General features: G+C 64.4%; 23 protein-coding genes. 15 read left to right on the top strand and 8 right to left on the bottom strand.

Going from position 1 to position 23,490, the window contains the following annotated elements; genetic code table 11:
• From ABXS05_RS10195 to ABXS05_RS10170, 6 genes are all read right to left on the bottom strand, one after another.
• Positions 1–933 (bottom strand): ABC transporter permease, encoded by a 933-nt coding sequence (locus ABXS05_RS10195; protein WP_367623802.1) that lies wholly within the window; start codon positions 931–933, stop codon positions 1–3.
• The gene (locus tag ABXS05_RS10190) at positions 923–1,939 is read right to left on the bottom strand and encodes an ABC transporter permease subunit (RefSeq protein ID WP_367623801.1); all 1,017 of its coding nucleotides are present in this window, start codon (positions 1,937–1,939) and stop codon (positions 923–925) included. The genes ABXS05_RS10195 and ABXS05_RS10190 overlap by 11 nt, the downstream gene beginning before the upstream one ends.
• 81 nt (positions 1,940–2,020) lie before the next feature.
• Complete coding sequence (locus ABXS05_RS10185; protein WP_068293074.1) at positions 2,021–3,628, bottom strand: ABC transporter substrate-binding protein; 1,608 nt, start codon at positions 3,626–3,628, stop codon at positions 2,021–2,023.
• A 547-nt stretch (positions 3,629–4,175) separates the two neighbouring features.
• Positions 4,176–4,502 (bottom strand): DUF2853 family protein, encoded by a 327-nt coding sequence (locus ABXS05_RS10180; RefSeq protein WP_311939179.1) that lies wholly within the window; start codon positions 4,500–4,502, stop codon positions 4,176–4,178.
• A gap of 162 nt (positions 4,503–4,664) precedes the next feature.
• Positions 4,665–5,606, bottom strand: a complete 942-nt coding sequence (gene gshB, locus ABXS05_RS10175) for a glutathione synthase (protein ID WP_311939118.1) — start codon at positions 5,604–5,606, stop codon at positions 4,665–4,667.
• A gap of 123 nt (positions 5,607–5,729) precedes the next feature.
• Entirely contained in the window at positions 5,730–6,950 is a 1,221-nt protein-coding gene (locus tag ABXS05_RS10170) for a serpin family protein (RefSeq protein ID WP_367623800.1), read from the bottom strand.
• 309 nt (positions 6,951–7,259) lie between these two features.
• On the opposite strand from ABXS05_RS10170, the gene hisB reads away from it, so the two are divergent.
• The 7 genes from hisB (at position 7,260) to coaA (ending at position 12,059) form a co-directional block, all read left to right on the top strand.
• A complete protein-coding gene (gene hisB / locus ABXS05_RS10165) occupies positions 7,260–7,853 on the top strand; it encodes an imidazoleglycerol-phosphate dehydratase HisB (RefSeq protein WP_367623799.1) in 594 nt (197 codons plus the stop codon).
• Between the two features lie 4 nt (positions 7,854–7,857).
• On the top strand, positions 7,858–8,388 hold the full coding sequence (locus ABXS05_RS10160; protein ID WP_311939113.1) for a DUF2628 domain-containing protein: 531 nt from the start codon (positions 7,858–7,860) through the stop codon (positions 8,386–8,388).
• Entirely contained in the window at positions 8,385–9,035 is a 651-nt protein-coding gene (gene hisH / locus ABXS05_RS10155; protein WP_367623798.1) for an imidazole glycerol phosphate synthase subunit HisH, read from the top strand. The genes ABXS05_RS10160 and hisH overlap by 4 nt, the downstream gene beginning before the upstream one ends.
• Positions 9,023–9,763 (top strand): 1-(5-phosphoribosyl)-5-[(5-phosphoribosylamino)methylideneamino]imidazole-4-carboxamide isomerase, encoded by a 741-nt coding sequence (gene hisA / locus ABXS05_RS10150; protein ID WP_367623797.1) that lies wholly within the window; start codon positions 9,023–9,025, stop codon positions 9,761–9,763. The genes hisH and hisA overlap by 13 nt, the downstream gene beginning before the upstream one ends.
• A 213-nt stretch (positions 9,764–9,976) precedes the next feature.
• A complete protein-coding gene (gene hisF / locus ABXS05_RS10145; RefSeq protein ID WP_367623796.1) occupies positions 9,977–10,762 on the top strand; it encodes an imidazole glycerol phosphate synthase subunit HisF in 786 nt (261 codons plus the stop codon).
• Positions 10,759–11,076 carry a phosphoribosyl-ATP diphosphatase gene (locus tag ABXS05_RS10140; RefSeq protein WP_311939105.1) on the top strand — a complete coding sequence of 106 codons (318 nt, stop codon included), beginning with the start codon at positions 10,759–10,761 and terminating at the stop codon, positions 11,074–11,076. Before hisF ends, ABXS05_RS10140 begins: the two co-directional genes overlap by 4 nt.
• 29 nt (positions 11,077–11,105) lie before the next feature.
• The gene (coaA, locus tag ABXS05_RS10135; protein WP_082979986.1) at positions 11,106–12,059 is read left to right on the top strand and encodes a type I pantothenate kinase; all 954 of its coding nucleotides are present in this window, start codon (positions 11,106–11,108) and stop codon (positions 12,057–12,059) included.
• Positions 12,060–12,080: 21 nt separating this feature from the next.
• Here the strand turns inward: coaA and ABXS05_RS10130 are convergent, their stop codons facing one another.
• Positions 12,081–13,373, bottom strand: a complete 1,293-nt coding sequence (locus ABXS05_RS10130) for an MFS transporter (protein ID WP_367623795.1) — start codon at positions 13,371–13,373, stop codon at positions 12,081–12,083.
• A gap of 103 nt (positions 13,374–13,476) precedes the next feature.
• Here ABXS05_RS10130 and ABXS05_RS10125 point away from each other — a divergent pair, with 103 nt between their 5' ends.
• The 7 genes from ABXS05_RS10125 (at position 13,477) to ABXS05_RS10095 (ending at position 21,836) form a co-directional block, all read left to right on the top strand.
• Positions 13,477–14,370, top strand: coding sequence for a LysR family transcriptional regulator (locus ABXS05_RS10125; RefSeq protein ID WP_367623794.1), 894 nt, complete (start codon positions 13,477–13,479; stop codon positions 14,368–14,370).
• A 133-nt stretch (positions 14,371–14,503) separates the two neighbouring features.
• Positions 14,504–16,057, top strand: coding sequence for a Ppx/GppA phosphatase family protein (locus tag ABXS05_RS10120; RefSeq protein WP_367623793.1), 1,554 nt, complete (start codon positions 14,504–14,506; stop codon positions 16,055–16,057).
• A gap of 310 nt (positions 16,058–16,367) precedes the next feature.
• The gene (locus ABXS05_RS10115; RefSeq protein WP_367623792.1) at positions 16,368–17,597 is read left to right on the top strand and encodes an argininosuccinate synthase; all 1,230 of its coding nucleotides are present in this window, start codon (positions 16,368–16,370) and stop codon (positions 17,595–17,597) included.
• A 385-nt stretch (positions 17,598–17,982) separates the two neighbouring features.
• Positions 17,983–18,864, top strand: a complete 882-nt coding sequence (locus tag ABXS05_RS10110; RefSeq protein WP_394312736.1) for a substrate-binding domain-containing protein — start codon at positions 17,983–17,985, stop codon at positions 18,862–18,864.
• A gap of 252 nt (positions 18,865–19,116) precedes the next feature.
• Positions 19,117–20,103 carry an ABC transporter permease gene (locus ABXS05_RS10105; RefSeq protein WP_367623790.1) on the top strand — a complete coding sequence of 329 codons (987 nt, stop codon included), beginning with the start codon at positions 19,117–19,119 and terminating at the stop codon, positions 20,101–20,103.
• Positions 20,104–20,106: 3 nt separating this feature from the next.
• On the top strand, positions 20,107–20,862 hold the full coding sequence (locus ABXS05_RS10100; RefSeq protein ID WP_149253257.1) for an ATP-binding cassette domain-containing protein: 756 nt from the start codon (positions 20,107–20,109) through the stop codon (positions 20,860–20,862).
• A gap of 227 nt (positions 20,863–21,089) precedes the next feature.
• The gene (locus tag ABXS05_RS10095) at positions 21,090–21,836 is read left to right on the top strand and encodes an HAD-IIB family hydrolase (protein WP_311939090.1); all 747 of its coding nucleotides are present in this window, start codon (positions 21,090–21,092) and stop codon (positions 21,834–21,836) included.
• A 344-nt stretch (positions 21,837–22,180) separates the two neighbouring features.
• Here ABXS05_RS10095 and ABXS05_RS10090 read toward each other — a convergent pair whose 3' ends face one another.
• Positions 22,181–22,561 (bottom strand): hypothetical protein, encoded by a 381-nt coding sequence (locus ABXS05_RS10090; RefSeq protein WP_367623789.1) that lies wholly within the window; start codon positions 22,559–22,561, stop codon positions 22,181–22,183.
• A gap of 150 nt (positions 22,562–22,711) precedes the next feature.
• Between ABXS05_RS10090 and ABXS05_RS10085 the strand changes: the two genes are divergently transcribed.
• Positions 22,712–23,467, top strand: coding sequence for an SDR family oxidoreductase (locus ABXS05_RS10085; protein ID WP_311939086.1), 756 nt, complete (start codon positions 22,712–22,714; stop codon positions 23,465–23,467).
• Positions 23,468–23,490: the final 23 nt, after the last annotated feature.

The following is a 23,490-nucleotide window of genomic DNA, read 5'->3' as shown; positions in this document are numbered from 1 at the left end:
CTACCCTCGCTTCAACTTGGGATCGAGCGCATCGCGCAGACCGTCGCCAAACAGGTTGATGGCGACCACGGTGATCAGGATGCAGATGCCGGGCGCGATGGCGAGCCAGGGCGCGCTCTGGATGTCCTGGCGCACGTCGGAGAGCATGGCGCCCCATTCGGGGATGGGCGGCTGCGCACCCATGCCGAGGAAGCCCAGTGCCGCCGCCTGCAGGATGGCATCGGAGACGCCGAGTGTCGCCTGCACGATCAGTGGCGCCATGCAATTGGGCAGGATCGTGCGGAACAGGAGCCGGGGCGGCTTGACCCCCACGACCGTGGCAGCGGTGACATAGTCCTTCGACAATTCCCCGAGGGCGGCGGCCCTGACGATACGCACATAACGCGGCAGGAAGACAATGGTGATGGCCGCGACCGTCGGGACCAGGCCGGGCTGCAGGATGGCGACGATCACCATGGAGAGCACCAGGTCCGGGATCGACATGATCAGGTCCATCAGGCGCATCAGGACGAAGTCGAACCAGCCACCGACATAGGCCGCGATCAGCCCCAGGATGACTCCGAGCAGCATCGAGACCGCCATCACGGTCAGGCCGATGCCGAGCGAGTAGCGCGCGCCATAGATCAGGCGCGAAAGCACGTCACGACCGCCGCTCTTGTCGGTGCCGAGGATGAACTCCCAACTGCCGCCCTCGACCCAGGCCGGGGGCTGGCCGACATGACCGGGATGGCCGGCGTCCGGCCAGCCCGCCGCATTATAGGGTGCGTAAGGAGCCAGGAAATCGGCAAAAACGGCAACGAGAACCACCAAGACGAGCACGACAAGGCCCGCGACGGCGCCCTTGTTCTGCTTGAGCGAGTCCCAGATCTCGGCGGTGGCGGAAGGCGGCTTGGCCGGGCGGATTGCCGCCGCGGCTTGCGTGTCAGCGGCCATGGCGAATCCTTGGATTAATGACGCCGTAGAGCAGATCGACGAAAAGATTGATGAAGGTGACGAGGATAGCGATGATCAGGATGCCGCCCTGGAGCGCGGGATAATCACGGCGCGAGAAGGAATCGATCAGCCACTTGCCGACGCCGGGCCAGGAGAACACCGATTCCGTCTGCACCGCGCCGGCGAACAGCATGCCGATCATCAGGCCGACCACGGTGACGATCGGGATCATGGCATTGCGCAGGGCATGCAGGCCGATCACCCGCAGCGGCGACAATCCCTTGGCCCGGGCGGTGCGGACATAGTCCTCGTTCAGCACTTCCAGCATGGCCGAGCGCGTGATGCGCATGATCACTGCCAAAGGGATGGTGCCGAGCACGATGGCGGGCAGGATGAGATGCTGCAGCGCAGACCAGACCGCGCCCTCCTGGTCGGACCAGAAGGCGTCCCAGAGCATGAAGCCGGTACTGGTTTCCTCGTCGAAATAGAACGCCGTGTCGATACGCCCGCCGACCGGCGTCAGATCGAGCTTGAGGGAAACCAACAGGATCAGAAGGATGCCGAACCAGAAGATCGGCATGGAATTGCCGATCACGGCGAAGGCTGTGGCGATGTAGTCGGCGAACTTGCCGCGCTGAAGGGCGGCGAGGATTCCGAAGGGAATACCGAGGCCGATGGCGAAGATCATGGCCGCGAAGGCCAGTTCCACCGTGGCAGGAAAGAGGGTGAAGAACTCGGTCAGCACCGGCCGTTGGGTGACGATGGAGGTGCCGAAATCACCATGCAGGAGTTGCCAGAGATAGCGGCCGAACTGCTCGTAGACAGGTTGGTCGAGACCGAGTTGGTGACGGAATTCGGCCAGGCGCTCGGGCGAAATACCTCTTTCGCCCACACGCACTTCGACCGGGTCGCCGGGAACCATTCGAATGGCGAAGAATGCCAAGGCGACCAGCGCGATGAAGGTCGGAACGGTCATGGCGACACGCTTGAGCAGGAAGGTCAGCATGGGCGCTCGCGGGTCAGCAGTAGAAAATAGGATACAAAAAGGCTGCCAGGCCGATGAAGACCTGGCAGCCTGAAAGCGTGATTACTTCTTCAGGTCGGTATCGAAGAACTCGAAGCGGCCGAGCGGCGAGGGCTTGAAGCCTTCGACGTTCTTGCGAACGGGCGTGTAGACCACCGTGTGGGCGATGTTCAGATAGGGAACCTCGTCATGGGCGATCTGCAGCATCTCCTGGTAGAGCTTGGTGCGCTCGGCCTTGTCGAAGCTGGCGCGGGCCTTCTCCAGGCGCTCCTGGTGGTCCTTGTTGCACCAGCGCGGATAGTTCTGGCTGACGGGCTTCTTCTTCTCGATGTCGCAGGCGAACAGGAAGAAGAAGTTGTCGGGATCGCCATTGTCGCCGGTCCAGCCCATCTGGGGCAGCGTAGCCTCACCGTTCTGCAGGCGCTTGCGGTAGTCACCCCATTCATAGGTGACGAGCTTGGCGTTGACGCCGATCTTGGCCAGATCGGCCTGCATCAGCTCGCCCATGCGCTTGCCGTTGGGATTGTAGGGCCGGTAGACCGGCATGTACCACAGGTCGATGTCGATCGGGGTCTTCACCCCGGCGTCGGCCAGGAGCTTCTTGGAAGCTTCGGGGTCATAGCCGTATTCGGGGATCTTGTCGTTGTAGCCCAGCATGAAGGAGGGGATCAGCGTGGTCGAGGGCTTGCCGCTGCCTTCATAGACGTCCGAGAGGATCGCCTTCAGGTTGATCGCCTTGGCCAGGGCCAGGCGTACTTCCTTCTTGTCCAGCGGGGGCTTCTCCGTGTTGAAGGAGAAGTACATGTCGTTCAGGCCTTCATTGGTCAGGACCTTGATGTCCTTGTTGGCCTCCATCGACTTGAGGTCGGCGGGGTTGGGGCCGACCATGACCTGGCATTCGTTCTTCTGCAGCTTGGCATAGCGGGCGGCTGCATCCGGCGTGATCGCATAGACGAGCTGGTCGAGCTTGACCTTGCCGGCCCAATATTGCGGGAAGGCCTTGTAGCGGATCACCGCGTCCTTCTGATAGGCGACGAACTGGAAGGCGCCGGTACCGACGGGCTCCTGGTCGAACTTCTCGGGCGTGCCGGCCTTGAGCAGGTAGTCGGCATATTCGGCCGACTGGATGGTCGCGAAATCCATGCCGAGATTGGCCATGAAAGGCGCGTTCGGCTTGGTCAGGGTCATCTTGACGGTGTAGTCGTCGACCTTCTCGATCGACTTCAACAGGCTGGGCATGTCCATGTCGTTGAAGTAGTCGTACGAACCGCCCGAAACCTTGTGATAAGGATTGTCATCCTTCCACTGGCGATTGAAGGAGAACAGGACGTCGTCGGCGTTGAAGTCGCGCGTCGGCTTGAAGCCCTTCCAGGAGTGGAACTTCACGCCCTTGCGCAGATGGAAGACGATCTCGGTGCCGTCCTTGGAAACGTCCCACTTCTCAGCGAGGCCAGGCCGGAGGTCGGTGGTGCCCGGCGTAAATTCCACGAGCTGGTTGTAGACCGGCCGGGCGGCGTCAAGCGAGGTGCCGGTGGTGTTCAGGGCCGGGGTGAAGTTCTCGGGGCTTCCCTCCGAGCAATAGACCAGCGTCTTGGTCGCGGCCATTGCCGTCGTTCCCAGCAACGCGGCAAAGCCGGCCGCCAGAAGGCCTGTCTTCAGCAGTTTTGACATTTGTTCCCCACTGTCATGGTGCATTGTTCCGTCCGCCTCCAAGCGAACGCAAACGCCGAACGGGCATTGAGGGCGCGCCGCCGGTCATCGTTTCAGGCCAGACAGAGGCGTTTCGAGCCGAGGAGAAGAGGTTCGAGGACGCAAGCCTTCCGACTTGTTACGCCCGCCACGGGCCAAACCCATGGCTGAAACGATCTGCTCATCGGCCAAAGCCACAGCGCCACCGAAGGCGGTGAGGCGATGAATGGCTTTCCGCAGCGCCGCTCCGCCTCCCGGGATGCATGTCCCGACCCTGCCTGCGCCTCTCGTCCGGCCATTTTTGGCCTCATCTAGCTCCAAACCATACCCGACGTTACGCCCCTTGCCCAGTTGGCGCGTATGGAAGCCTTTTTATGCGTTTTCGGCAATCGGAATCTGACATTTTCGTGGCGTTTGTAATTTTTGTATCAGGAAGCGCCAACGAAAAACCCCGCGGCTATTCCACGGGGCTTTTCTGTAACATAAAGTTACCCGAGCGAGCGGCGCGATGGACGCGCCGCGGCAAGAATCAGGCGGATTTCACAAAGAGGTCGAGCTTCTTGAAGTGCTCGGCGAGGAGATAATAGACCGTCACGCGCGACTTCGAATTGTCGGCCTTGAGCTTCTCGATCACTGCGGCAACGGCCGCGTCAAGCTTGTCGTCGGCATCCGTCAAGGCGAGCTTCTTCTTGAGGAAGCTGTCGCGGACACGAGCAAGTTCGGTAGGGTCCTTGCCGGCAACGAGCGAAGAATCACGATTACGCAGAGCAATGCCGAGATGCTTCACGATGCCGGCAGCAGCGGCTTCGTTCACACTGGACGTGTATTTCTTGATATCAGCGACGTAGGTAGCCAGATCAGACATCGGCGTGCATTCCTCCTGGATCACGATGCATCGGACACAGTTATTTGCTGGTCGAAACAACCGTGGAATATTAGGGCATGATTTGCCCGCAGGCGCCACCGCAAAGTGCGGCTTTCCCTACGGAAGCCGCACAGAAATGCACGCAAAAGACACTCAGCGGCGCTTTTCCTCGATCGCATCCCAGATCTGGGCGGCCAGATCCGGGCCACCGAGCCGCTTGATCGCCCGCAGGCCTGTCGGCGAAGTCACGTTGATCTCGGTGAGATGGCCGTCGATCACGTCGATTCCCGTGAACAGCAAGCCCTTGTCGCGCAGGGTCGGTCCGATTCGTTCGCAGATTTCCCGTTCACGCGGCGACAGGTCGGTCGGCTTGGCGGCGCCGCCGCGCACCATGTTGGAGCGAATGTCGCCCGGTTGCGGCACCCGGTTGACGGCGCCGGCAGCGACACCGTCGACCAGGATGATGCGCTTGTCGCCCTCCGAGACCTTGGGCAGGAAATGCTGCACCACCCAGGGCTCGCGCGACAGAGAGGCGAAGAGATCGTAGAGCGAGCCGAAATTCGGATCCTGCCTGCTCACCTTGAACACGGCCGCACCGCCATTGCCATAGAGCGGCTTCATCACGACGTCGCCATGTTCGGCCCGGAAGGCTTCGATCTCGACGCGGTCGCGGGTAATCAGCGTGGCCGGCATCAGGTCCGGAAACTCGGTGACCAGGATCTTCTCCGGCGCGTTGCGCACGTGGAAGGGATCGTTCACCACCAATGTCTTGGGATGGATGCGCTCGAGCATGTGGGTGGTGGTGACATAGGCCATGTCGAAGGGCGGGTCCTGGCGCAGCAGCACCACGTCGAAGCCGGAAAGGTCGGTACGGCTTTCCGCGCCGGCCTTGACGTGATCGCCCTCGACATCCTGCACGGTGACCGGCCTGACCTGCGCGGAGACGATACCGTCGCGCTGGGACAGGGTATCGGGCGTATAGACCGCCAGCGAATGGCCGCGCGCCTGGGCCTCCAGCATCAGGGCAAAAGTGGAATCCCCCTTGATGTTGATGCGCTCGATCGGGTCCATCTGCACGGCAACGTTGAGCTTCATCAGGCAGTTCCTCGGATTTCCAGGGTCTCGAAAAAGGACTGCTAGTTAGATAGCTGTCGACGCCGCGCCGCAACAGACGCCGAGGAGGATCATTATAAAAAAAGAGGCGGGCCGCCGTGCGCCCTATTGCGCCTTGGATGCGTCGCCGACATAGCCGGCCATCAGGGTCTGGCCGCTCGCCTCGTCACGCAAGGCGAACAGGAAGGGCTTGTCGGCGACGAAGGCGAGCTCGGGCTTGTCGGCAAGGCTGCGGGAGGTGATGGCCGTGGCCGCCGCCGCTTCGGTTCCCTTCTCGTCGATGGCGATGGCGACCTTCTGGATGATCTCGTCGATCTTCTGCGGCTTGGCCGAGAACTGGCGCAGCGCGTCCGGCGCCCCCGCGGCCGGATCGAGCCCGAGGCCGTCCAGGCTGGCCCTGAGGTCGCCCCCGGCCTTGATGGTGAGGCGCGGCAGGGCGACGGTGCCGGTCGTCTCGGCGAACCCTTCCCCCGTCAGCCAGCCCGAAACCTCCGAAAAATCGGCAAGGCCGGCCGGCTTGTCCGTTGTGGTGATCAGGATCAACGCGTAGCCCTTGGTGCGGTAGGGCAGGGAAACGCCGACGAAGCGCCCCTCCTGGCGGGCCAGCCGCGACGCCGAGCCCGAATGCATCATCGCCACCCTGGCCGGACCGCCATCGGCACGATGGAAATCGGCCTCGCCGGTCTGGGCGGGATCGAAGGCCATGCGCCACTCATCCTTGAAATGAAGGGCGTTGAGCAGGACGAGGCTGCCCCCATGCAAGGGATTGTCGATGAGGCTGGGAACGAGGCCGCGCGTGCGCTCCTTGACCAGGGCGTTGATGGCATCGCGCGTTGCCGGACTGGCGATATCGGTGACCTCCACCGTTGCGCCCGCCTGCTTCAGCTTCGCCAAAGCGGCCGGCTTGGGGGTGGCGTCCCGGTCGAAATAGACCGCGCCGATACCGGTCAGCGGGCTTTCGTCCTTGCCGCCCGCGATCAGGGGCGACAAGGCCTGGCGCAGTTTGGCGAAATCGCCGGCCTTGCCTTCGAGCCGCAGCGTCTTGAGCAGCGCGGCATGGAGCTTCGGGCTGGCCCCGAGATCGAGCAGCGCGAAGGCGGCGGCGAGGCTGGCCGGAGAAACCGCGAGATTGGGCTCGCCTGCCGCTGTCTTGCCCAGCGCAACGAGGAGGTCGAAGCCGAAGCGGGCGGAGGCCTGGGACACGGCGCTCGGAGCCGATTTCGCCTTCTCGGCCGGCTTCGCATCCGTCGATCTGGCGTCGCTCGATTTGGGCTTGGGCGCGGCCTCCGCCGGCAATGGCATGGCGGCGAGCAAGCCAAGGATCATCAAGGCTCTCCTCGATACTGCAAACTCAGCGCGGCGGCCCATGCCCCATCCTCCTCAACGGGCACCAATGCCCGGTCACTGCCCCAGTTAAGCATGATGCCATGGACGCGCTGTATCGCAGAGCACCTTTCTGCGTGAATGCACCGCACAATACGGGCTTTCCCCGCACCCGCCGCCCCGCTATAAGGCTGCCTCTCGGGGTGTGGCCGGGCTCGACCTTCGAACCCGGCCCGCGCCCTCCTTGTCGTTGCATCGCCCATGCCGAAAGTCGCCAGCGCCTTCCGGCACAAGGTTCCAGCGGGGTCAGTCATGCGCAGCGCGTCGATCGAGCGCGTCACCAATGAAACGTCGGTGTCCGTGACCGTCGAACTCGACGGCACAGGCAAGCACGACATCGCCACCGGCGTCGGCTTCTTCGACCATATGCTCGACCAGCTCGCCCGCCATTCGCTGATCGACATCACCGTGCGCACCAAGGGCGACCTGCATATCGACGACCACCATGCCGTCGAGGATACCGGCATCGCCCTGGGGCAGGCCATCCGCAAGGCGCTGGGCGACCTCAAGGGCGTCACGCGCTATGCCGATGCCTATCTGCCGATGGACGAGACGCTGACACGCGCCGCCATCGACATCTCCGGCCGCCCCTTCCTGGTGTTCAAGGTCGATTTCCCGCGCGAGAAGATCGGCACCTTCGACACCGAACTGGTGCGCGAATGGTTCCAGGCCTTCGCCATGAATGCCGGCATCACGCTGCATGTCGAGACGCTCTATGGCTCGAATGCCCATCACATCGCCGAAAGCTGCTTCAAGGCGCTGGCCCGCGCCCTGAAGTCGGCTGTCGCCATCGACCCGCGCCTGGAAGGCCAATTGCCGACCACCAAGGGCAAGCTCGGAGGCTGAGACGATGCCGAGCTGGTTCGTTTTCGAGCCCGCCAAGACCGCTCCCGACACGCTGGAGGCCGCCGACAAGTCCGTCTTCGTCAAGGACGGCTTCAGCTTCGGCGCCTTTCTGGTCACGCCGGTCTGGCTGCTGTGGCGCAGGATGTGGCTGGTCTTCCTGGCCTGGCTGGGGCTGCAGGTGGCGCTCGCCGTGCTGACATCGGCGTTCTCCCTGGACCAGCGTGCCGCCGGAATCGTCTCCCTGCTGGTCAGCCTGTGCTTTGCCCTGGAGGCGAATGCCCTGCGCGCCTGGACCATGCGCCGCCAGGGCTGGCGCTTCAGCGGCATCGCCTCCGGCCATACCCTCGCGGAAGCCGAACAGCGCCATTTCGAAGGTCGTTCCCTCGCCGTTCCGGCTGCCCGGAACCCGCCGACGGCAGGCACGCACCCTCCCGGACAGGAATTCCCCGGCCCCTGGTCCTCGGCCCTGGGCCGGAACAGCGGCTCGCCGAACGTGCTCGGCGTCTTTCCCGAACCGCATGGAACAAAGCCTTGATCGCAACCATCATCGACTATGGCTCGGGCAATCTGCATTCCGCCCGCAAGGCCTTCGAACGCGCCGCAGCCGAAGCCGGCCTGCCCGTCGCCATCGAAGTGACCAGTGATCCCGAGCGGGTGGCCGGCGCCGATCATGTCGTGCTGCCAGGCGTGGGCGCCTATGCGGACTGCAAGCGCGGCCTGACTGCCGTATCCGGCATGATCGAGGCGCTCGGCCATGCCGTGACCGCCAAGGGACGCCCCTTCCTCGGCATCTGCGTCGGCATGCAGCTGATGGCCGAACGCGGGCTCGAATTCGAGACCACCGAAGGGCTCGGCTGGATCGGCGGCGACGTCAAGGCGATCCAGCCTGCGGATCCCGCTCTCAAAGTGCCGCATATGGGCTGGAACACGCTGTCCGCCAGGCGTGAGCACGCTCTCCTTGCCGGCATCCCGACCGGTCCGTCCGGCCTGCACGCCTATTTCGTCCATTCCTATCATCTGGCGGCTGCCGATCCGGCCGACGTGATTGCCGAGGCCGATTATGGCGGCCCGGTCACGGCCATGATCGGCCGCGCCAACATGGTGGGAACCCAGTTTCATCCCGAAAAGAGCCAGGCCCTCGGCCTGGCTCTGATCGCCAACTTCCTGCGGTGGCGCCCGTGATCCTCTTTCCTGCAATCGATCTCAAGGAAGGGCGCTGCGTGCGCCTCGTCCAGGGCGACATGGCCCAGGCCACCGTCTTCAACGACGATCCGGCCGAACAGGCGATCGCCTTCGAGGATATGGGCTTTTCCCACCTCCACGTCGTCGACCTCGACGGCGCCTTCGCCGGCAAGCCGATGAATTCGGCAGCCGTGGAGCGCATCCTTGCCGCCTGCACCATGAAGGTGCAGCTCGGCGGCGGCATCCGCGACTTCACGACGGTGGCGGCCTGGCTCGACAAGGGCATCGCGCGGGTGATCATCGGCACCGCCGCCGTACGCGATCCCGCCTTCGTCAAGGAAGCTGCCAAGGCCTTTCCGGGACAGATCGCCGTCGGTCTCGACGCGCGCGACGGCCTCGTCGCAGTGGAGGGCTGGGCCGAGGTCTCCACCGTGACCGCGGAGGAAATCGCCAAGCGCTTCGAGGATGCCGGCGTCTCCGCCATCATCTACACCAATATCGCGCGGGACGGCATGCTCAAGGGCATCGACTGGGACGGCACGCTGGCCCTGGCCCGGGCGGTCTCGATCCCGGTGATCGCTTCGGGCGGCCTTGCCTCGATCGCCGACGTCGAGCGCCTGGTCCAGCCCGATGCCGCCCTGCTCGAAGGCGCCATCGCCGGCCGCGCGCTCTATGACCGCCGCCTCGACCCGCATGAGGCTCTCGCCCTGTTGAGCAGGGTGGCCTGAGAGGGCGGGTCATCCCGTGCGCAGTGCAGCACGCAGTGATGCGCTGCAGACACGGGACAGCGTGCCGAATGAGTTTCATTCTGGAAACGGTCCCGTGTCTGCGCCGCAACATTTCATGTTGCATCGCGCACGGGATGACCATCCTCTCGTGATTTTCCTCTATAATTCTGTCATGGTGCCACCAACGGCCCGCAATCTCGGTCAAGAAGGTCGATGCTCAAAGCCCGCGTGATCCCCTGCCTCGACGTCAAGGACGGCCGTGTCGTCAAGGGCGTGAACTTCGTCGATCTCGTTGATGCCGGCGATCCGGTCGAGAGTGCGCGCGCCTATGACGCGGCCGGCGCCGACGAATTGTGCTTCCTCGACATCGCCGCCACCCATGAGAATCGCGGCCTGCTGCTCGACGTGATCAGCCGCACCGCCGAGGCCTGCTTCATGCCGCTCACGGTCGGCGGCGGCGTGCGGGCGGTGGAGGATATCCGCCAGCTCCTTCTCGCCGGCGCCGACAAGGTCTCGATCAATTCGGCCGCGGTGGCCGACAGGCAGTTCGTAGCCCGTGCGGCCGAGAAGTTCGGCCAGCAATGCATCGTCGTCGCCATCGACGCCAAGCGGGTCTCGACCGAAGGCGAGGCAGCCCGCTGGGAGATCTTCACCCATGGCGGGCGCCGCCCGACCGGCATCGACGCCATCGCCTTCGCCGAGGATGTCGTGCGGCTCGGTGCCGGCGAATTGCTGCTCACCTCCATGGACCGCGACGGCACCAAGATCGGCTTCGACCTCGATCTCACCCGTGCGATCGCCGACAGGGTCGGCGTGCCGGTGATCGCCTCGGGCGGCGTGGGCACGCTCGAACATCTGGTCGAGGGCGTGCGCGACGGCCATGCCAGCGCGGTTCTCGCCGCCTCGATCTTCCATTTTGGTACCTTCTCGATCCGGCAGGCCAAGACCTATATGGCCGAAGCGGGCCTGCCGATGCGTCTCGACGGATTGGCAGCATGAGCTTTTCCTTGACCGATCTCGAAGCCCGGGTGGCCGAGCGGGCCAAGGCGCCGCCGGAGCAGTCCTGGACGGCCAAGCTGCTGGCCGGCGGACCGCCACGTGCCGCCAAGAAGTTCGGAGAGGAGGCGGTGGAACTCGTCATCGCCCTCACCGAGGGCGAGGAAGGCCCGATCGTCGCCGAAGCCGCCGACGTGCTCTATCATTTGCTCGTCGGCCTCAAGGCGCGCGACATCCCGCTCGCTGCAGTCCTGCAGGAGCTCGAGCGGCGCACCGGCCAATCCGGCCTTGCTGAAAAAGCGTCCCGTCCTCGATGACGCCGACAGTTGAGGGGCAGGCAAACGCCATGGACCAGCTCGTGAAGTCGCCCGTGTCTCCCTATTCGGTGTTCACCCGCAGCGAATGGGCCAAGCTGAGGGCCGACACGCCGATGACCTTGACGGCGGCCGAGCTCGACCGCCTGCGCGCCCTCAACGACCCGGTCTCGCTGACCGATGTCGAGGAAATCTACCTGCCTCTGTCGCGCCTGCTCTCGCTCTATGTCGCGGCGACGCAGGGCCTGCACCGCGCCACCCAGCGCTTTCTCGGCACCAGCCAGGGCAAGGTGCCCTATCTCATCGGCGTGGCCGGCTCGGTCGCGGTCGGCAAGTCGACCACCGCCCGCGTACTGCGCCAATTGCTGACGCGCTGGCCGAACACGCCGAAGGTGGACCTGATTACCACCGACGGCTTCCTGTTCCCCAACGCCTTCCTGCGCGAACACGGCCTGATGGAACGCAAGGGCTTTCCGGAAAGCTACGACACCCAGCGCCTGCTGCGCTTCCTGGCCGACATCAAGGCCGGCCAGGGCAAGGTCACGGCGCCGGTCTATTCCCATCTCGTCTACGACGTGGTGCCGGGCGAGATCGTCACGGTGGACCAACCCGACATCCTGATCGTCGAAGGGCTCAACGTGCTGCAGCCGGCCCGCCTGCCCCGCGACGGCAAGGCGATCCCCTTCACCTCGGACTTCTTCGACTTCGCCATCTATCTCGATGCCGAGGTGGCGCTGCTGAGGCGCTGGTATGTCGAGCGCTTCATGACCCTGCGCGAGACGGCCTTCCGCAATCCGCTCTCCTTCTTCCGCAAATATGCCGACCTCACCGAGGCCGAAGCGCTGGAGACCGCCCTCGGCCTGTGGAGCCGCATCAACCAGCCCAACCTGATCGAGAATATCCTGCCGACCCGCCCGCGCGCCGACCTGATCCTGCGCAAGGGCGACAGCCACGACATCGAGCAGGTCTCGCTCCGCAAGCTGTGACGGGCGGCAGAAGCGAGCCATTCAGCCTCGAGAGGCGCCGCCCCCGGCCTGCTCCGTGAGAAAGGTGATGAGGGCCGCGACGCCGAAGGCCGCGCCCACCGCACATATGCCAGGCCAGCCCGCATAGACCCAGGCAAAGCCCGACAGCCCCGCCCCTGTCGACGTCCCGATGAAAAACAGACCCGTGAACAGGCCGTTGACACGCCCGCGCGCCTCCGGCCGCAACAAATTGATGGCGCGCCGCCCCAGGGTCTGGTCGCCGACGACGCCAAGGTCGAGCAGAACCGCAGCGGCGACCAAGGTCGCAAGCGCGCCATGGCAGGCCGCCGGTGATACAGCGCGCGCCAGGATGTCGCCGCCGATCTCGGCCAGGACCATGGCGCCGATCACGGCGAGATGAGCGAGCAGGGTAGCGCCGCGCGCCCTCCCCTTGTCTCCCGCACGTCCGGCGAGCGGCGCCACCACGGCACCCGCAGCACCTGCGAAAGCGAACAGGGCGATTCCGGTCTGGCCGAGACCAAAGGGGGCCTGAGCGAGACGAAGCGCCACAGACGTCCAGAACACGCCGAAGGCACCCATGCATAGCGCCTGGTAGGCCGCACGCCGCCGCAATACCGGCTCCTGGCGCAGTATCGTCCACAGCGACCCGATCAGCCGCGCATAGCTCACGGCGCCCGCCGGCTGACGGCGTGGGATGACGAAGGCCAGGATCGCCGCAAGGACGGCGACGAGAACGGCAAGGCCGCCATAGAACCAGCGCCAGCCTGCGATCTCCGCCACGAGACTGGCGGCAGGCCGCGAGAGCAGAATGCCGATCATCAGGCCGCTCATTACATTGCCGACGACCCGACCGCGATAGGCGGGCGAACTCAACTGGGCAGCGGCCGGCACCATCATCTGGATGGCACTCGCCGCCAGGCCGCAGACATAGCAAGCAGCCAGGAACAAGGCTGGCGTCGGCGCACAGGCGACAGCCGCCAGGGCGACTGCCTCGACCGCCAGCGTCGCGACGATCAGGCTTCGATTTTCGACGATGTCGGCCAGAGGCACCAGGAGAAACAGACCGCTGGCGTAACCGAGCAAGGTAAGCGTGGTGACGAACCCCGTTTCGCTGGCACTGAAATCGAAGGCAGGGCCAATCAGGCCGATGAGCGATTGCGACGCAAAAAGACCAAGCACGGCGATCGCGACGGAGACAGCGAACAGGAATGTGAGTCCGGCGGGCAGACCGGAAACCGGTTCGGCCGGCGTCGGTCCCGCCTCGGTGGTCGAGATGGAAGACGTCGAGATGGAAGATGTCGAGATGGAAGACATGGCGCTGTTTCCCGATGCGAAGATCAGGTGCGATTTTGCATCCATCCTAATGGAGTGATAATAGCTATTATTATTGAATAATTATTCCGAATTTTGTGATAATATGGCCAGCATCGAGCAATATGAAGCCTTCGTCGAGACGGTCGAACGCGGCAGCCTCACGGCCGCTGCCCATCATCTGAACCGATCCCTGCAGGCGGTCAGCCGGGCGATCGCGTCGCTCGAGGAGGAACTGGGTGTCGAGCTCATCCGGCGAACGACGCGGCGCCTGCAGACGACGCCGACCGGGATGGTCCTGCGCGAGCGCTTGCGCGCCGCCCTGAAGGACATCGACGATGCCCGGTCGGAAGCCCGGCGCGAGGCGCAACGCATCGGCGGCCTGTTCCGTATCAGCGCCTCGATCCATTTTGCCTCTCGCTTCGTGGTGCCGACCGCGGTGGCATTCGCCCAGCGCTTTCCGGAAGTCGAGATCGATTTCGTGCTCGACGACGCCCTCTCCCACCTGATCGAGGAGCGCTTGGACGTCGCGATCCGGGTTGGCGATCTCGGCGCTTCCAGCCTGCGGTCCCGCCGAATCACGCAGCTTCGCCGTGTCATCGTGGCTGCCCCTGCCTATCTGATGCGGCACGGCTATCCGCGTACCCCCGCCGATCTCTCGACGCATCCATGCGTCATCCGCACCATCGGACCGGAGGGCGATGCCTGGCCCTTCCTGGTCGACGGCCGCCTTGTGCGCATCCCGGTCAAGGGCCCCTTGAAATGCAATGACGCCGCCGCCGCCAATGCCGCTGTCCTTCTCGGTGCCGGCATCGGCATCGCACCGCTCTGGCAGGTGCGCCAAGAGGTCGATGACGGCCAGCTGGAATTGCTTCTGACGGACTACGAGCCGCCACCGACCCCCGTGAGTGCGGTCTGGCCCGCCAATGTCGGCACCCCGGCACGGACCCGTCTCTTCATCGAGATGCTCGCCCACCGGCTGACGGGCGAGCGGATCTGAAAAGACGTTCCCGGCGATGGGCCATGTCCCACTCACCGCTGCGGATGGACGAAGCGGCCCGGTTCCTCCATGATCCCTTGCACGCAATTCTGGGACCAACACCAGATTCCCGGCATGCATTGGGGAGCGCTTCATGGGGACCAGCACCGGCACGGCAGCCATTCATCGCCCGCTCGACCTCGATCCAAAGCGGGCGGGACGCCTCGATCGGGCCCATTACGGCATCATCGACATCGGCTCCAATTCGGTCCGCCTCGTGGTCTACGACCAGCTCGGCCGCGCCCCGCTGCCGCGTTTCAATGAAAAATCGCTCTGCCGTCTCGGCGAAGGCCTGGCGCAGACCGGCCTGATCTCCGTCGAGGGGTTCCGCCGGACGGTCGAGGCCGTGCGCCGTTTCCGCGCCGTGGCCGACGCCATGGGCGTTGCCCGTCTCGATGCCACCGCGACGGAGGCAGTGCGCCGGGCCGAGAACGGCAAGGACCTGGTCGAGGCCATCCGGACGGAGGCGGGCATCGATGTGCGTATCCTCAGCGGCGCCGAAGAGGCCCGATTTGCGGCGCTCGGCGTGATCTCCGGCTTCCACCGTCCCGTCGGCATCGTCGGCGACATGGGCGGGGGCAGCCTGGAACTGGCCGCGGCCTTGGATGACCAGGTCGGCGAGGACTGGGTCAGTTTCCCCCTGGGAGCCCTGCCGGTCGAAGCGCTGATGCAGGGTCCGGACGATGCGAAGCGGCGGATCGATGCGCTGCTGAAGGAGAAGACGCCGACTTCCTTCCTGAAGCAGCCGATTTTCTTTGCGGTCGGCGGAGGCTGGCGGACCTTCGCCAAGGCCCATATGGCAACGCATGCCGCGCCGGTCCCGGTGGTGCATGGCTATCGCATCCCGGCGAGCGAGGCCCGCGCCTTTGCCAAGACATTGCTGCGCCTGCCCCTCGCCAAGATCGCCGAATTGCCGGGCATATCGCGCCGGCGCGCCCGCACCATGCCGGCCGCCGCCCTGGTGCTGGACCGCGTGCTCAAATATCTGGCGCCGGACGAGGTGGTGTTCTCCGCCCTCGGCCTGCGGGAAGGCTGGCTCTATTCTCAACTCGATGCCGAGGAGCGCTATCTCGATCCGCTGGTCGAGGGTGCCCAGTTGATCGGGCTGCCGGGTTCGCGCGTCCCCGACTTTCCGCCCGCTTTGGTTGCCTGGACCGAGGGTCTGTTCACGGACGAAAGCCCGGCCGAAAAGCGCCTGCGCGTCACCTTGTGCGCGCTTTCGGATCTGGGCTGGCGCGACCATCCCGACATCCGGGCGGAGGAAAGCCACCGCCGCGTGCTGCAATTTCCCTTCATCGGCCTGGACCACCCGGAGCGAGCCTTCCTGGCCATCGCGCTCCACGCCCGCCACGCCGGACGGCTCGACGCCCCCTATCTCGCCGGGGCGCTGAAACTGCTGTCGCCGGCGGAACGCCGCCGCGCCGAGATCCTCGGACGGGCCCTGCTGGTGGCCTATCGCCTGTCCGGCGGCACGCCCGCCGTGCTGGCGAATTCGCGCCTGTCGATCGGCTCGAACCGCCTGCGGCTGGAAGTCGGCCGTTCGGCCCGGGTGCCGGACAGCGAGGCGGTAAGCGAGCGCCTGTCCCTGCTGGCCGCCGCGGCCGGGGTCAAGTTCTCGGAGATCACCGAGCTTGCCGAGGACGTCTGACTTTCGGAGAGCGCCGGCGACTGGCTCATCGGCCGTGATGTGCGGCGATCGCCCGGCATTGGAGGGGCGATCCCGTTCCATTTCGCGATCAGGCTGTGGCGATCGCCCCTCCTTGTGCCGTGCCTTTCGGCGTGGACACTTCAAGGACCTTGCTGTCATCCATCAGTTTTCTTGACTGGCACGCTCCGGACAGGCCGCGCTAGAAAGCGCTCGCCATGCTTGTCTTGTCGCACCGGCTGACTATAGTCGCGCGCGATTTTCGTCGCCGGGTTCTCCGCCCGGCGCCAATCCCAACCCGAAAGCTCCCTAGATGTCCAAATCCGTCAAGAAGGTGGTGCTCGCCTATTCCGGTGGCCTCGACACCTCGATCATCCTGAAATGGCTGCAGACCACCTATAATTGCGAGGTCGTCACCTTCACCGCCGATCTCGGCCAGGGCGAGGAATTGGAGCCGGCGCGCCAGAAGGCGTTGCTGCTCGGCATCAAGCCGGAAAACATCTACATCGAAGACCTGCGCGAGGAATTCGTGCGCGACTACGTCTTCCCGATGTTCCGCGCCAATGCCCAGTATGAGGGGGTCTACCTGCTCGGCACCTCGATCGCCCGCCCGCTGATCGCCAAAAAGCAGATCGAGATCGCCGAGAAGACCGGGGCCGACGCCGTCTGCCACGGCGCCACCGGTAAGGGCAACGACCAGGTGCGCTTCGAGCTCGGCTACTATGCCCTCAAGCCCGACGTCACCATCATCGCCCCCTGGCGCGAATGGGACCTGCGCTCGCGCGAAGCCCTGATCAAGTTCGCCGAGCAGCACCAGATCCCGATCGCCAAGGACAAGCGCGGCGAGGCTCCCTTCTCGGTCGACGCCAACCTGCTGCACTGCTCCTCCGAGGGCAAGGTGCTGGAGGATCCGGCGGTCGAAGTGCCCGATTACGTCTATTCACGCACGGTCAATCCGGAAGATGCGCCGGATACCCCCACCGTCATCACCATCGACTTCGAGAAGGGCGACGCCGTCGCCATCGACGGCGTGAAGATGAGCCCGGCCACTTTGCTCGCCAAGCTCAACGAACTCGGCCGCATCAACGGCATCGGCCGCCTCGACCTGGTCGAGAACCGCTTCGTCGGCATGAAGTCGCGCGGCATGTACGAGACGCCCGGCGGCACCATCCTGCTGCCGGCCCATCGCGCCATCGAGAGCATCACGCTGGACCGCGGCGCCGCCCATCTCAAGGATGAGCTGATGCCGAAATATGCCGAGCTCATCTACAATGGCTTCTGGTTCTCGCCCGAGCGCGAGATGCTGCAGGCCCTGATCGACAAGAGCCAGGAAGCGGTGACCGGCTCGGTGCGCCTCAAGCTCTACAAGGGCGGCGTGCATGTCATCGGCCGCGAGAGTCCCAACTCGCTCTACAGCCAGGACCTCGTCACCTTCGAGGAAGGCGCCGTGGCCTATGACCACCGCGACGCTGCCGGCTTCATCAAGCTCAATGCCCTGCGCCTGCGCACCCTCGGCAGCCGCAAGCGCAAGCTGGGCGTCTGATCCGGTTCGCATCGAATTTGAAATTGATCACGGCCCTTCCCTCCCCAGGGAAGGGCTTTTTGTTTATCAAAGCGCTTCAGATCGGCAGCATTCAGGCCCAGCCGAACGATAGCGTGTTAACTTTGATGCATTGCAGCAAATAATTTCCGCATTGCAAGATAACCCTTTGAAGTAAAATAGAGCCGTTTCTTTGGATCACCCCAAAGAATGCTCTGCGATGATACGATCTCATATCAAAGATCGCATTGATTAATCGTAATACAATTGCAATGATCGTGCCCGTTGGTCCTCCAGAGACCCGGAACACGAGCAAGGCACTCCCATGATCAGGAAATTCGTCTTGGCTGTTGCCGGCGCGATAATGGCGCTGGCAGCCTCCCTCCCGATGGCGCAGGCCGCCCCGAAGACCTTCTACTGGATATCCCATGGCGGCCCGGCCGACCCGGTCTGGACCTATTTCCTGGCGGGCGCCAAGCAATGGGCCAGTGACACCGGCAACACGGTCAACACCTCCTTCCACAATGGCGACGTTGCCTCCCATCAGGAAGCGGTGCGCGCGGCGATCGCGGCGGGTGCCGCCGGCATCGTCACCACCAGCCCGGATCCCGGCAGCCTGATCAAGGTGGTCGAGGAAGCCAACGCCAAGAAGATCCCGATCATCAACTTCAACACGCCCGACCCGCAGGCCAAGTTCGGCGCCTATGTCGGCGGCGACAATGTCAAGTTCGGTGCGGCCTGGGCCCAATATCTGGTCGACAAGAAGCTGGTGAAGTCGGGCGATTTCGTCTGGATGCCGGTGGAAATCCCCGGTGCCACCTATGGCGTGCAGGAGGAACAGGGCATTTCCAGCGTGTTCAAGCCGCTCGGCATCACCTGGGAAGTCACCGAGGCCACGCTCGACCAGGCCGAGGTCATCTCGCGCATGACCGACTACCTCACCACCAACCGCAAGAAGATCAAGGCGATCATCGGCCTTGGCGACCTCGTCACCGGTTCGATCAAGCGGGTGTTCGACCAGGTCGGCGTCAAGCCCGGCGAAATCCCGGTCGTCGGCTGGGGCAATTCGCTCGACACCACCCAAGAAGTGCTGAACGGCTATGTCAACGCCGCGCAGTGGCAGGACCCGCAGGCGACCAGCTATATCGCCCTGTCGATGGCGGCCATGGCCTCCAGCGGCATCCGCCCCGGCTTCAACGTCATCACCGGCGCGCTCTATGAGAAGGATGCCGCCCAGCAATATGACGACATCCTGAGCGGCAAGAAATAGGGCATTCACAGGCGCGGACGACCGGGAATGGCTGTCCAGCGCGGTGACCTCCTTTGATATCGTGGGAGACACCGACCGTTGTCATGCCCGGGCCTGCCCCGGGCATCCAGGCGGCCGGGGCATCGCCTGCGCGGCAGGCTGGGTTGCCGGGTCAAGCCCGGCAATGACAAAAGTCGAGCCAATCTCAATATCGCCACACCGCCCCCGAAGCGCCCTTCCGCATCCGCCACCATCACCCGCCAAGGACTTCTCGTGGAACAACGCTCCCTGCTCCAGCGCGCGATCGCCCGGCCGGAATTCGGCCCCTTCGTGCTCCTGGTCGTCGAACTCGCCATCTTCGGCGGCATCAACCCCGATTTCCTCTCCGCGGACAATCTGAGCAACATCCTAGCCTTCACCGTCGAACTCGGCTTGATCGCCCTGGCGATGACGCTCTTGATGACCTCGGGCGAGTTCGACCTGTCGGTCGGCTCGCTCTTCGGCTTCTCGCCGGTGCTGATGTGGACGCTGTTCAACTCCGGCGCCACCCCGCTGTGGACAGCCTTCCTGATCGCCCTCGTCGTCGCGGCGCTGATCGGCTGGGTGAACGGCCTCTTCGTCACCCGGCTGAAGATCCCGTCCTTCCTGGTGACGCTCGGCATGCTGCTGGTGGTGCGCGGCACGGCCCTCTTCGTCACCAACGGCTTTCCCCAGCGCACCTGGAACGCCGGCGACCAGCCGCTGGCCGAGATCCTGGTCGGCACCTTCTATGTCGGCAGCTTTCGCGTCTACATGTCCCTGCTCTGGTTCACCATCGCCGCCATCGTGCTCGGCTATGTGCTGACCAAGACCAAGGCCGGCAACTGGATCCAGGCGGCGGGCGGCAATCCCAATGCGGCGCGGGCGCGCGGCGTCAATGTCGATGCCACCAAGGTCTGGCTGTTCATCCTGTGCTCGGTGCTCTCGACACTCGCCGGTATCATCTCCTCGATCCGCACCTCCTCGGCCAATCCCAATTCCGGCACGGGCTATGAACTGGAGGTGATCGCCATGGTGGTGATCGGCGGCACCGCGCTCACCGGCGGCCGCGGCACCATCATCGGCACGGTGCTCGGCATCTTCATCCTGCGCGTGATGCGCAACGGCATCGTGCTGATCGGCGTGCCGGGCCTGGCCTACAACATCTTCATCGGCGCGATCATCCTGGGCATGATGGCCCTGCATTCATGGCTCGACCGCCGGCATCAGGAAGGGAGGTGAGCGATGGCTGAGACCAGCGAACTCATCCGCATGCAGAACATCGCCAAGTCCTATGGCCGCATCCGCGCCATCGAGGATGTCACCCTCACGGTGAACCGGCGCGAGATCGTCGGGCTGCTCGGCGATAACGGGGCGGGCAAGTCGACCCTGATCAAGATCCTGTCGGGGGCGGTGGCGGCCACCTCGGGCGACATCTTCGTGCGCGGCAAGAAGGTGGAGATGCGCTCCACCACCGATGCGATCGCCCAGGGCATCGAGACGATCTACCAGGATTCGGCCCTGGTGCCGCAACTCTCGATCGCCCGCAACCTCTTCCTGGGACGCGAGCCGATCAAGGGACCACGCTTCCTCAACCGCCTCGACCAGGCCAAGATGAACGAGGTGGCGACCACGCTGCTGAAAAGGGTCGGCATCTCCAAGAACATCGCACCGACCACGCCGATCGGCTCGCTCTCCGGCGGCGAGCGCCAGGCGGTGGCCATCGCCCGCGCAATGCATTTCGACAGCGACCTGATCATTCTCGACGAGCCCACCAACAATCTGGGCGTGGCGGAGACGCAGGGCGTCCTGAATTTCGTGCGCAATGCCCGCAGTTCCGGCCATTCCTGCATCTTCATCGCCCACAACATCCACCATGTCTTCCAGGTGGTTGACCGTATCGTGGTCATGCGCCGCGGGCGCGTCGTCGCCGACGACATCGATCCCAAGCAGACCAGCGTGGAGGCGGTGGAGCGGGTGATCACCGGTATGGATCACTGAAGAGCGGCCGGCCCTCTTCCTGGGACCGCCGGCATCCTGCTGGCTCTTCTTTCTGACGAACGCCCCGGCACCAAGGAGCCAGCAGGATGCTGGGGCCCAGGGAAGGATGCATTATGGCGTCTGCCCCGAAAGGGTGAGCCCGACTGTACCATCGTAGAGTGGCGCATCCGGCCAACTCGTCTATAACGGCCGGACTCTTTCCTTCCCCAGGGACATCGAAGCTCTTCATGAAGAAACTCGTCATTTTCGATCTCGACGGCACGCTTGCCAAGAGCAAATCGGCCATCGATGCCGAGATGGCCGCCCTTCTGGGCCAGCTTCTCACCGTCGCCCAGGTCGCCGTGATCTCCGGCGGCGATTGGCCGCAATTCGAAAAGCAGTTCCTCGCCAATCTGCCTGCCGGTGATCGCTTCGACCGGCTGCATCTGCTGCCGACCTGCGGCACGAAATTCTTCCATTTCGACGGGGGAAACTGGGTCCCGGTCTATCGCGAGGACCTGTCGGCCGAGGACAAGCAGCGCATCGTCGCAGCACTGGAGGCGGCTTTCGAGCAGGCCGGCTTCAAGCCCGAGCGGATCTGGGGCGAGCGCATCGAGGATCGCGGCAGCCAGATCACCATGTCCGCGCTCGGCCAGGAAGCACCGCTCGAAGCCAAGCACAGCTGGGATCCCGATTTCAAGAAGCGCACCATCCTGAAAACCTATCTCGACAAGTCGATCCCGGATTTCTCGGTGCGCATGGGTGGCGCCACCTCTATCGACGTGACCCGGCAGGGCATCGACAAGGCCTATGGCATCGCCAAGCTGCGCGACCGGCTGGGCATTGCCATCGAGGAGATGATCTTCGCCGGCGACGCACTGTTCCCCGGCGGCAACGACTATGCGGCCAAGGAGGCCGGCGTCGACTCGATCCGCGTCAGGGATCCGGAGGAGACCAAGCGGGTGATCGAGACGATCATCGCCTGCCTGGGGTAAGAAACTGAGGCGCTTCACAACGGCGAGCTCCTGCGCCTTGGTAAAGTACGCTCTATCGCCCTCGGCTATCTGCTTCGCATATCTCGGCCGAGCCGGACAAAACACAATAATCCTTCCCCGGTTTCGGGGAAGGTGGCGCTGCGTAGCAGCGGCGTAAGGGAGAGAGTGGCGCGAGCGAGCTTCTTTTCTTCAGCGCCACTCTCCCCCACCCGAGCCGGCTTCGCCGGCCCCAGCACACACAAATTGTGTGTGCGACCTCCCCGAAGTCGGGGAGGGATCTCTGCGCCATATCTTGGAACGCTGCGAGTCTACGGACAAGGCAAGCTCTTTCACCGAGCGATCGATCACCGCTCCTGCCGCCCCGCGATATGTTTTTCCAGCGCCGCCGCGACCTTGCCGGCACCAAAGCAGCGGAAACGAAACGTGCCCTCGTCATGCTCGACGGCGACGATACCGGTGACCCAGCCGAATTCCCGCCAGGTCTTGCGGATGGCGGCCATCGGGATGTGGACGGGCTGCAGGCCGGTGTGAAAGGCCTTGTTCAGGCCATTGGCGGCGAAGGACAGCCCATCCGGCGTGATCTCGACGCGACCGCCGACCCACAGGCCTCCCGCCTTGCTGCTCACCCGCCTAGCCGCATCGACCGCGACGCCTGGCACCAAGCGCGACGGCGTCGCATTGGGAATGAGGGCGTTGCAAAGCTTACGGATGTGAAGATCTGTCATGTTGTCTCTCTTGGAGGCTCGCCCTATCCGAAAATTCCGATTAGAGATATTTGTCAGACAACGGAAGCGCCGACCTGCCATGCGTAGCTTCGCCTGGCCGGGTCGGACTGCGCGTTGCAGCACAAATCGAATTGGAATCGGGAGGAACCCATGTCGGGTCAAGGAAAGATCGCCATCGTCACGGGCGCCGCCAGCGGCATCGGCAAGGCCGTCGCGCATGCCCTTTTGGCCGATGGCTGGTCCGTCGTGTTCACGGGGCGCCGCAAGGAGGCCCTGGAAGCGGCGATCGCCGAAAGCCCGCATGCGGCCTCCGCCCGCGCCATCCCCTCCGACGTCACCGATCCCGCTTCGGTTGCGGCATTGTTCGATGCCACCGTCGCCGCCCTCGGCCGTGTCGATCTCGTCTTCAACAATGCCGGCACCATCGCTCCCGGCGTGCCGATCGAGGACCTGCCCTTCGAGCAGTGGAAGGCGGTGATCGATACGAACGTCACCGGCGTGTTCCTGTGCACCAAGGAGGCTTTCCGCGTGATGAAGGCACAGGAACCGCGCGGCGGGCGCATCATCAACAATGGCTCGATCTCGGCCACCGCGCCGCGCCCGAATTCGGCGCCCTACACCGCCTCCAAGCATGCGGTCACCGGCCTGACCAAATCCTCGTCGCTGGACGGGCGCAAATATGACATCGCCTGCGGCCAGATCGACATCGGCAACACGCTGACGCCGATGGCATCCAAGATGCCGGGCGGCGTGCCGCAGGCGGACGGCTCGATCAAGCCCGAACCGACCTTCGACGTGAAGCATGTCGCCGATGCGGTGGTCTACATGGCCGGCCTGCCGCTCGAGGCCAATGTGCAGTTCATGACGGTGATGGCGACCAAGATGCCGCTGGTCGGGCGCGGGTAAGCGAAGTATCGGGTGCGCGGGCA

The sequence above is a fragment of the Labrys neptuniae genome, from assembly GCF_040797145.1.
Classification (GTDB): domain Bacteria; phylum Pseudomonadota; class Alphaproteobacteria; order Rhizobiales; family Labraceae; genus Labrys; species Labrys neptuniae.
This window is presented reverse-complemented; position numbering and strand designations above follow the sequence as displayed.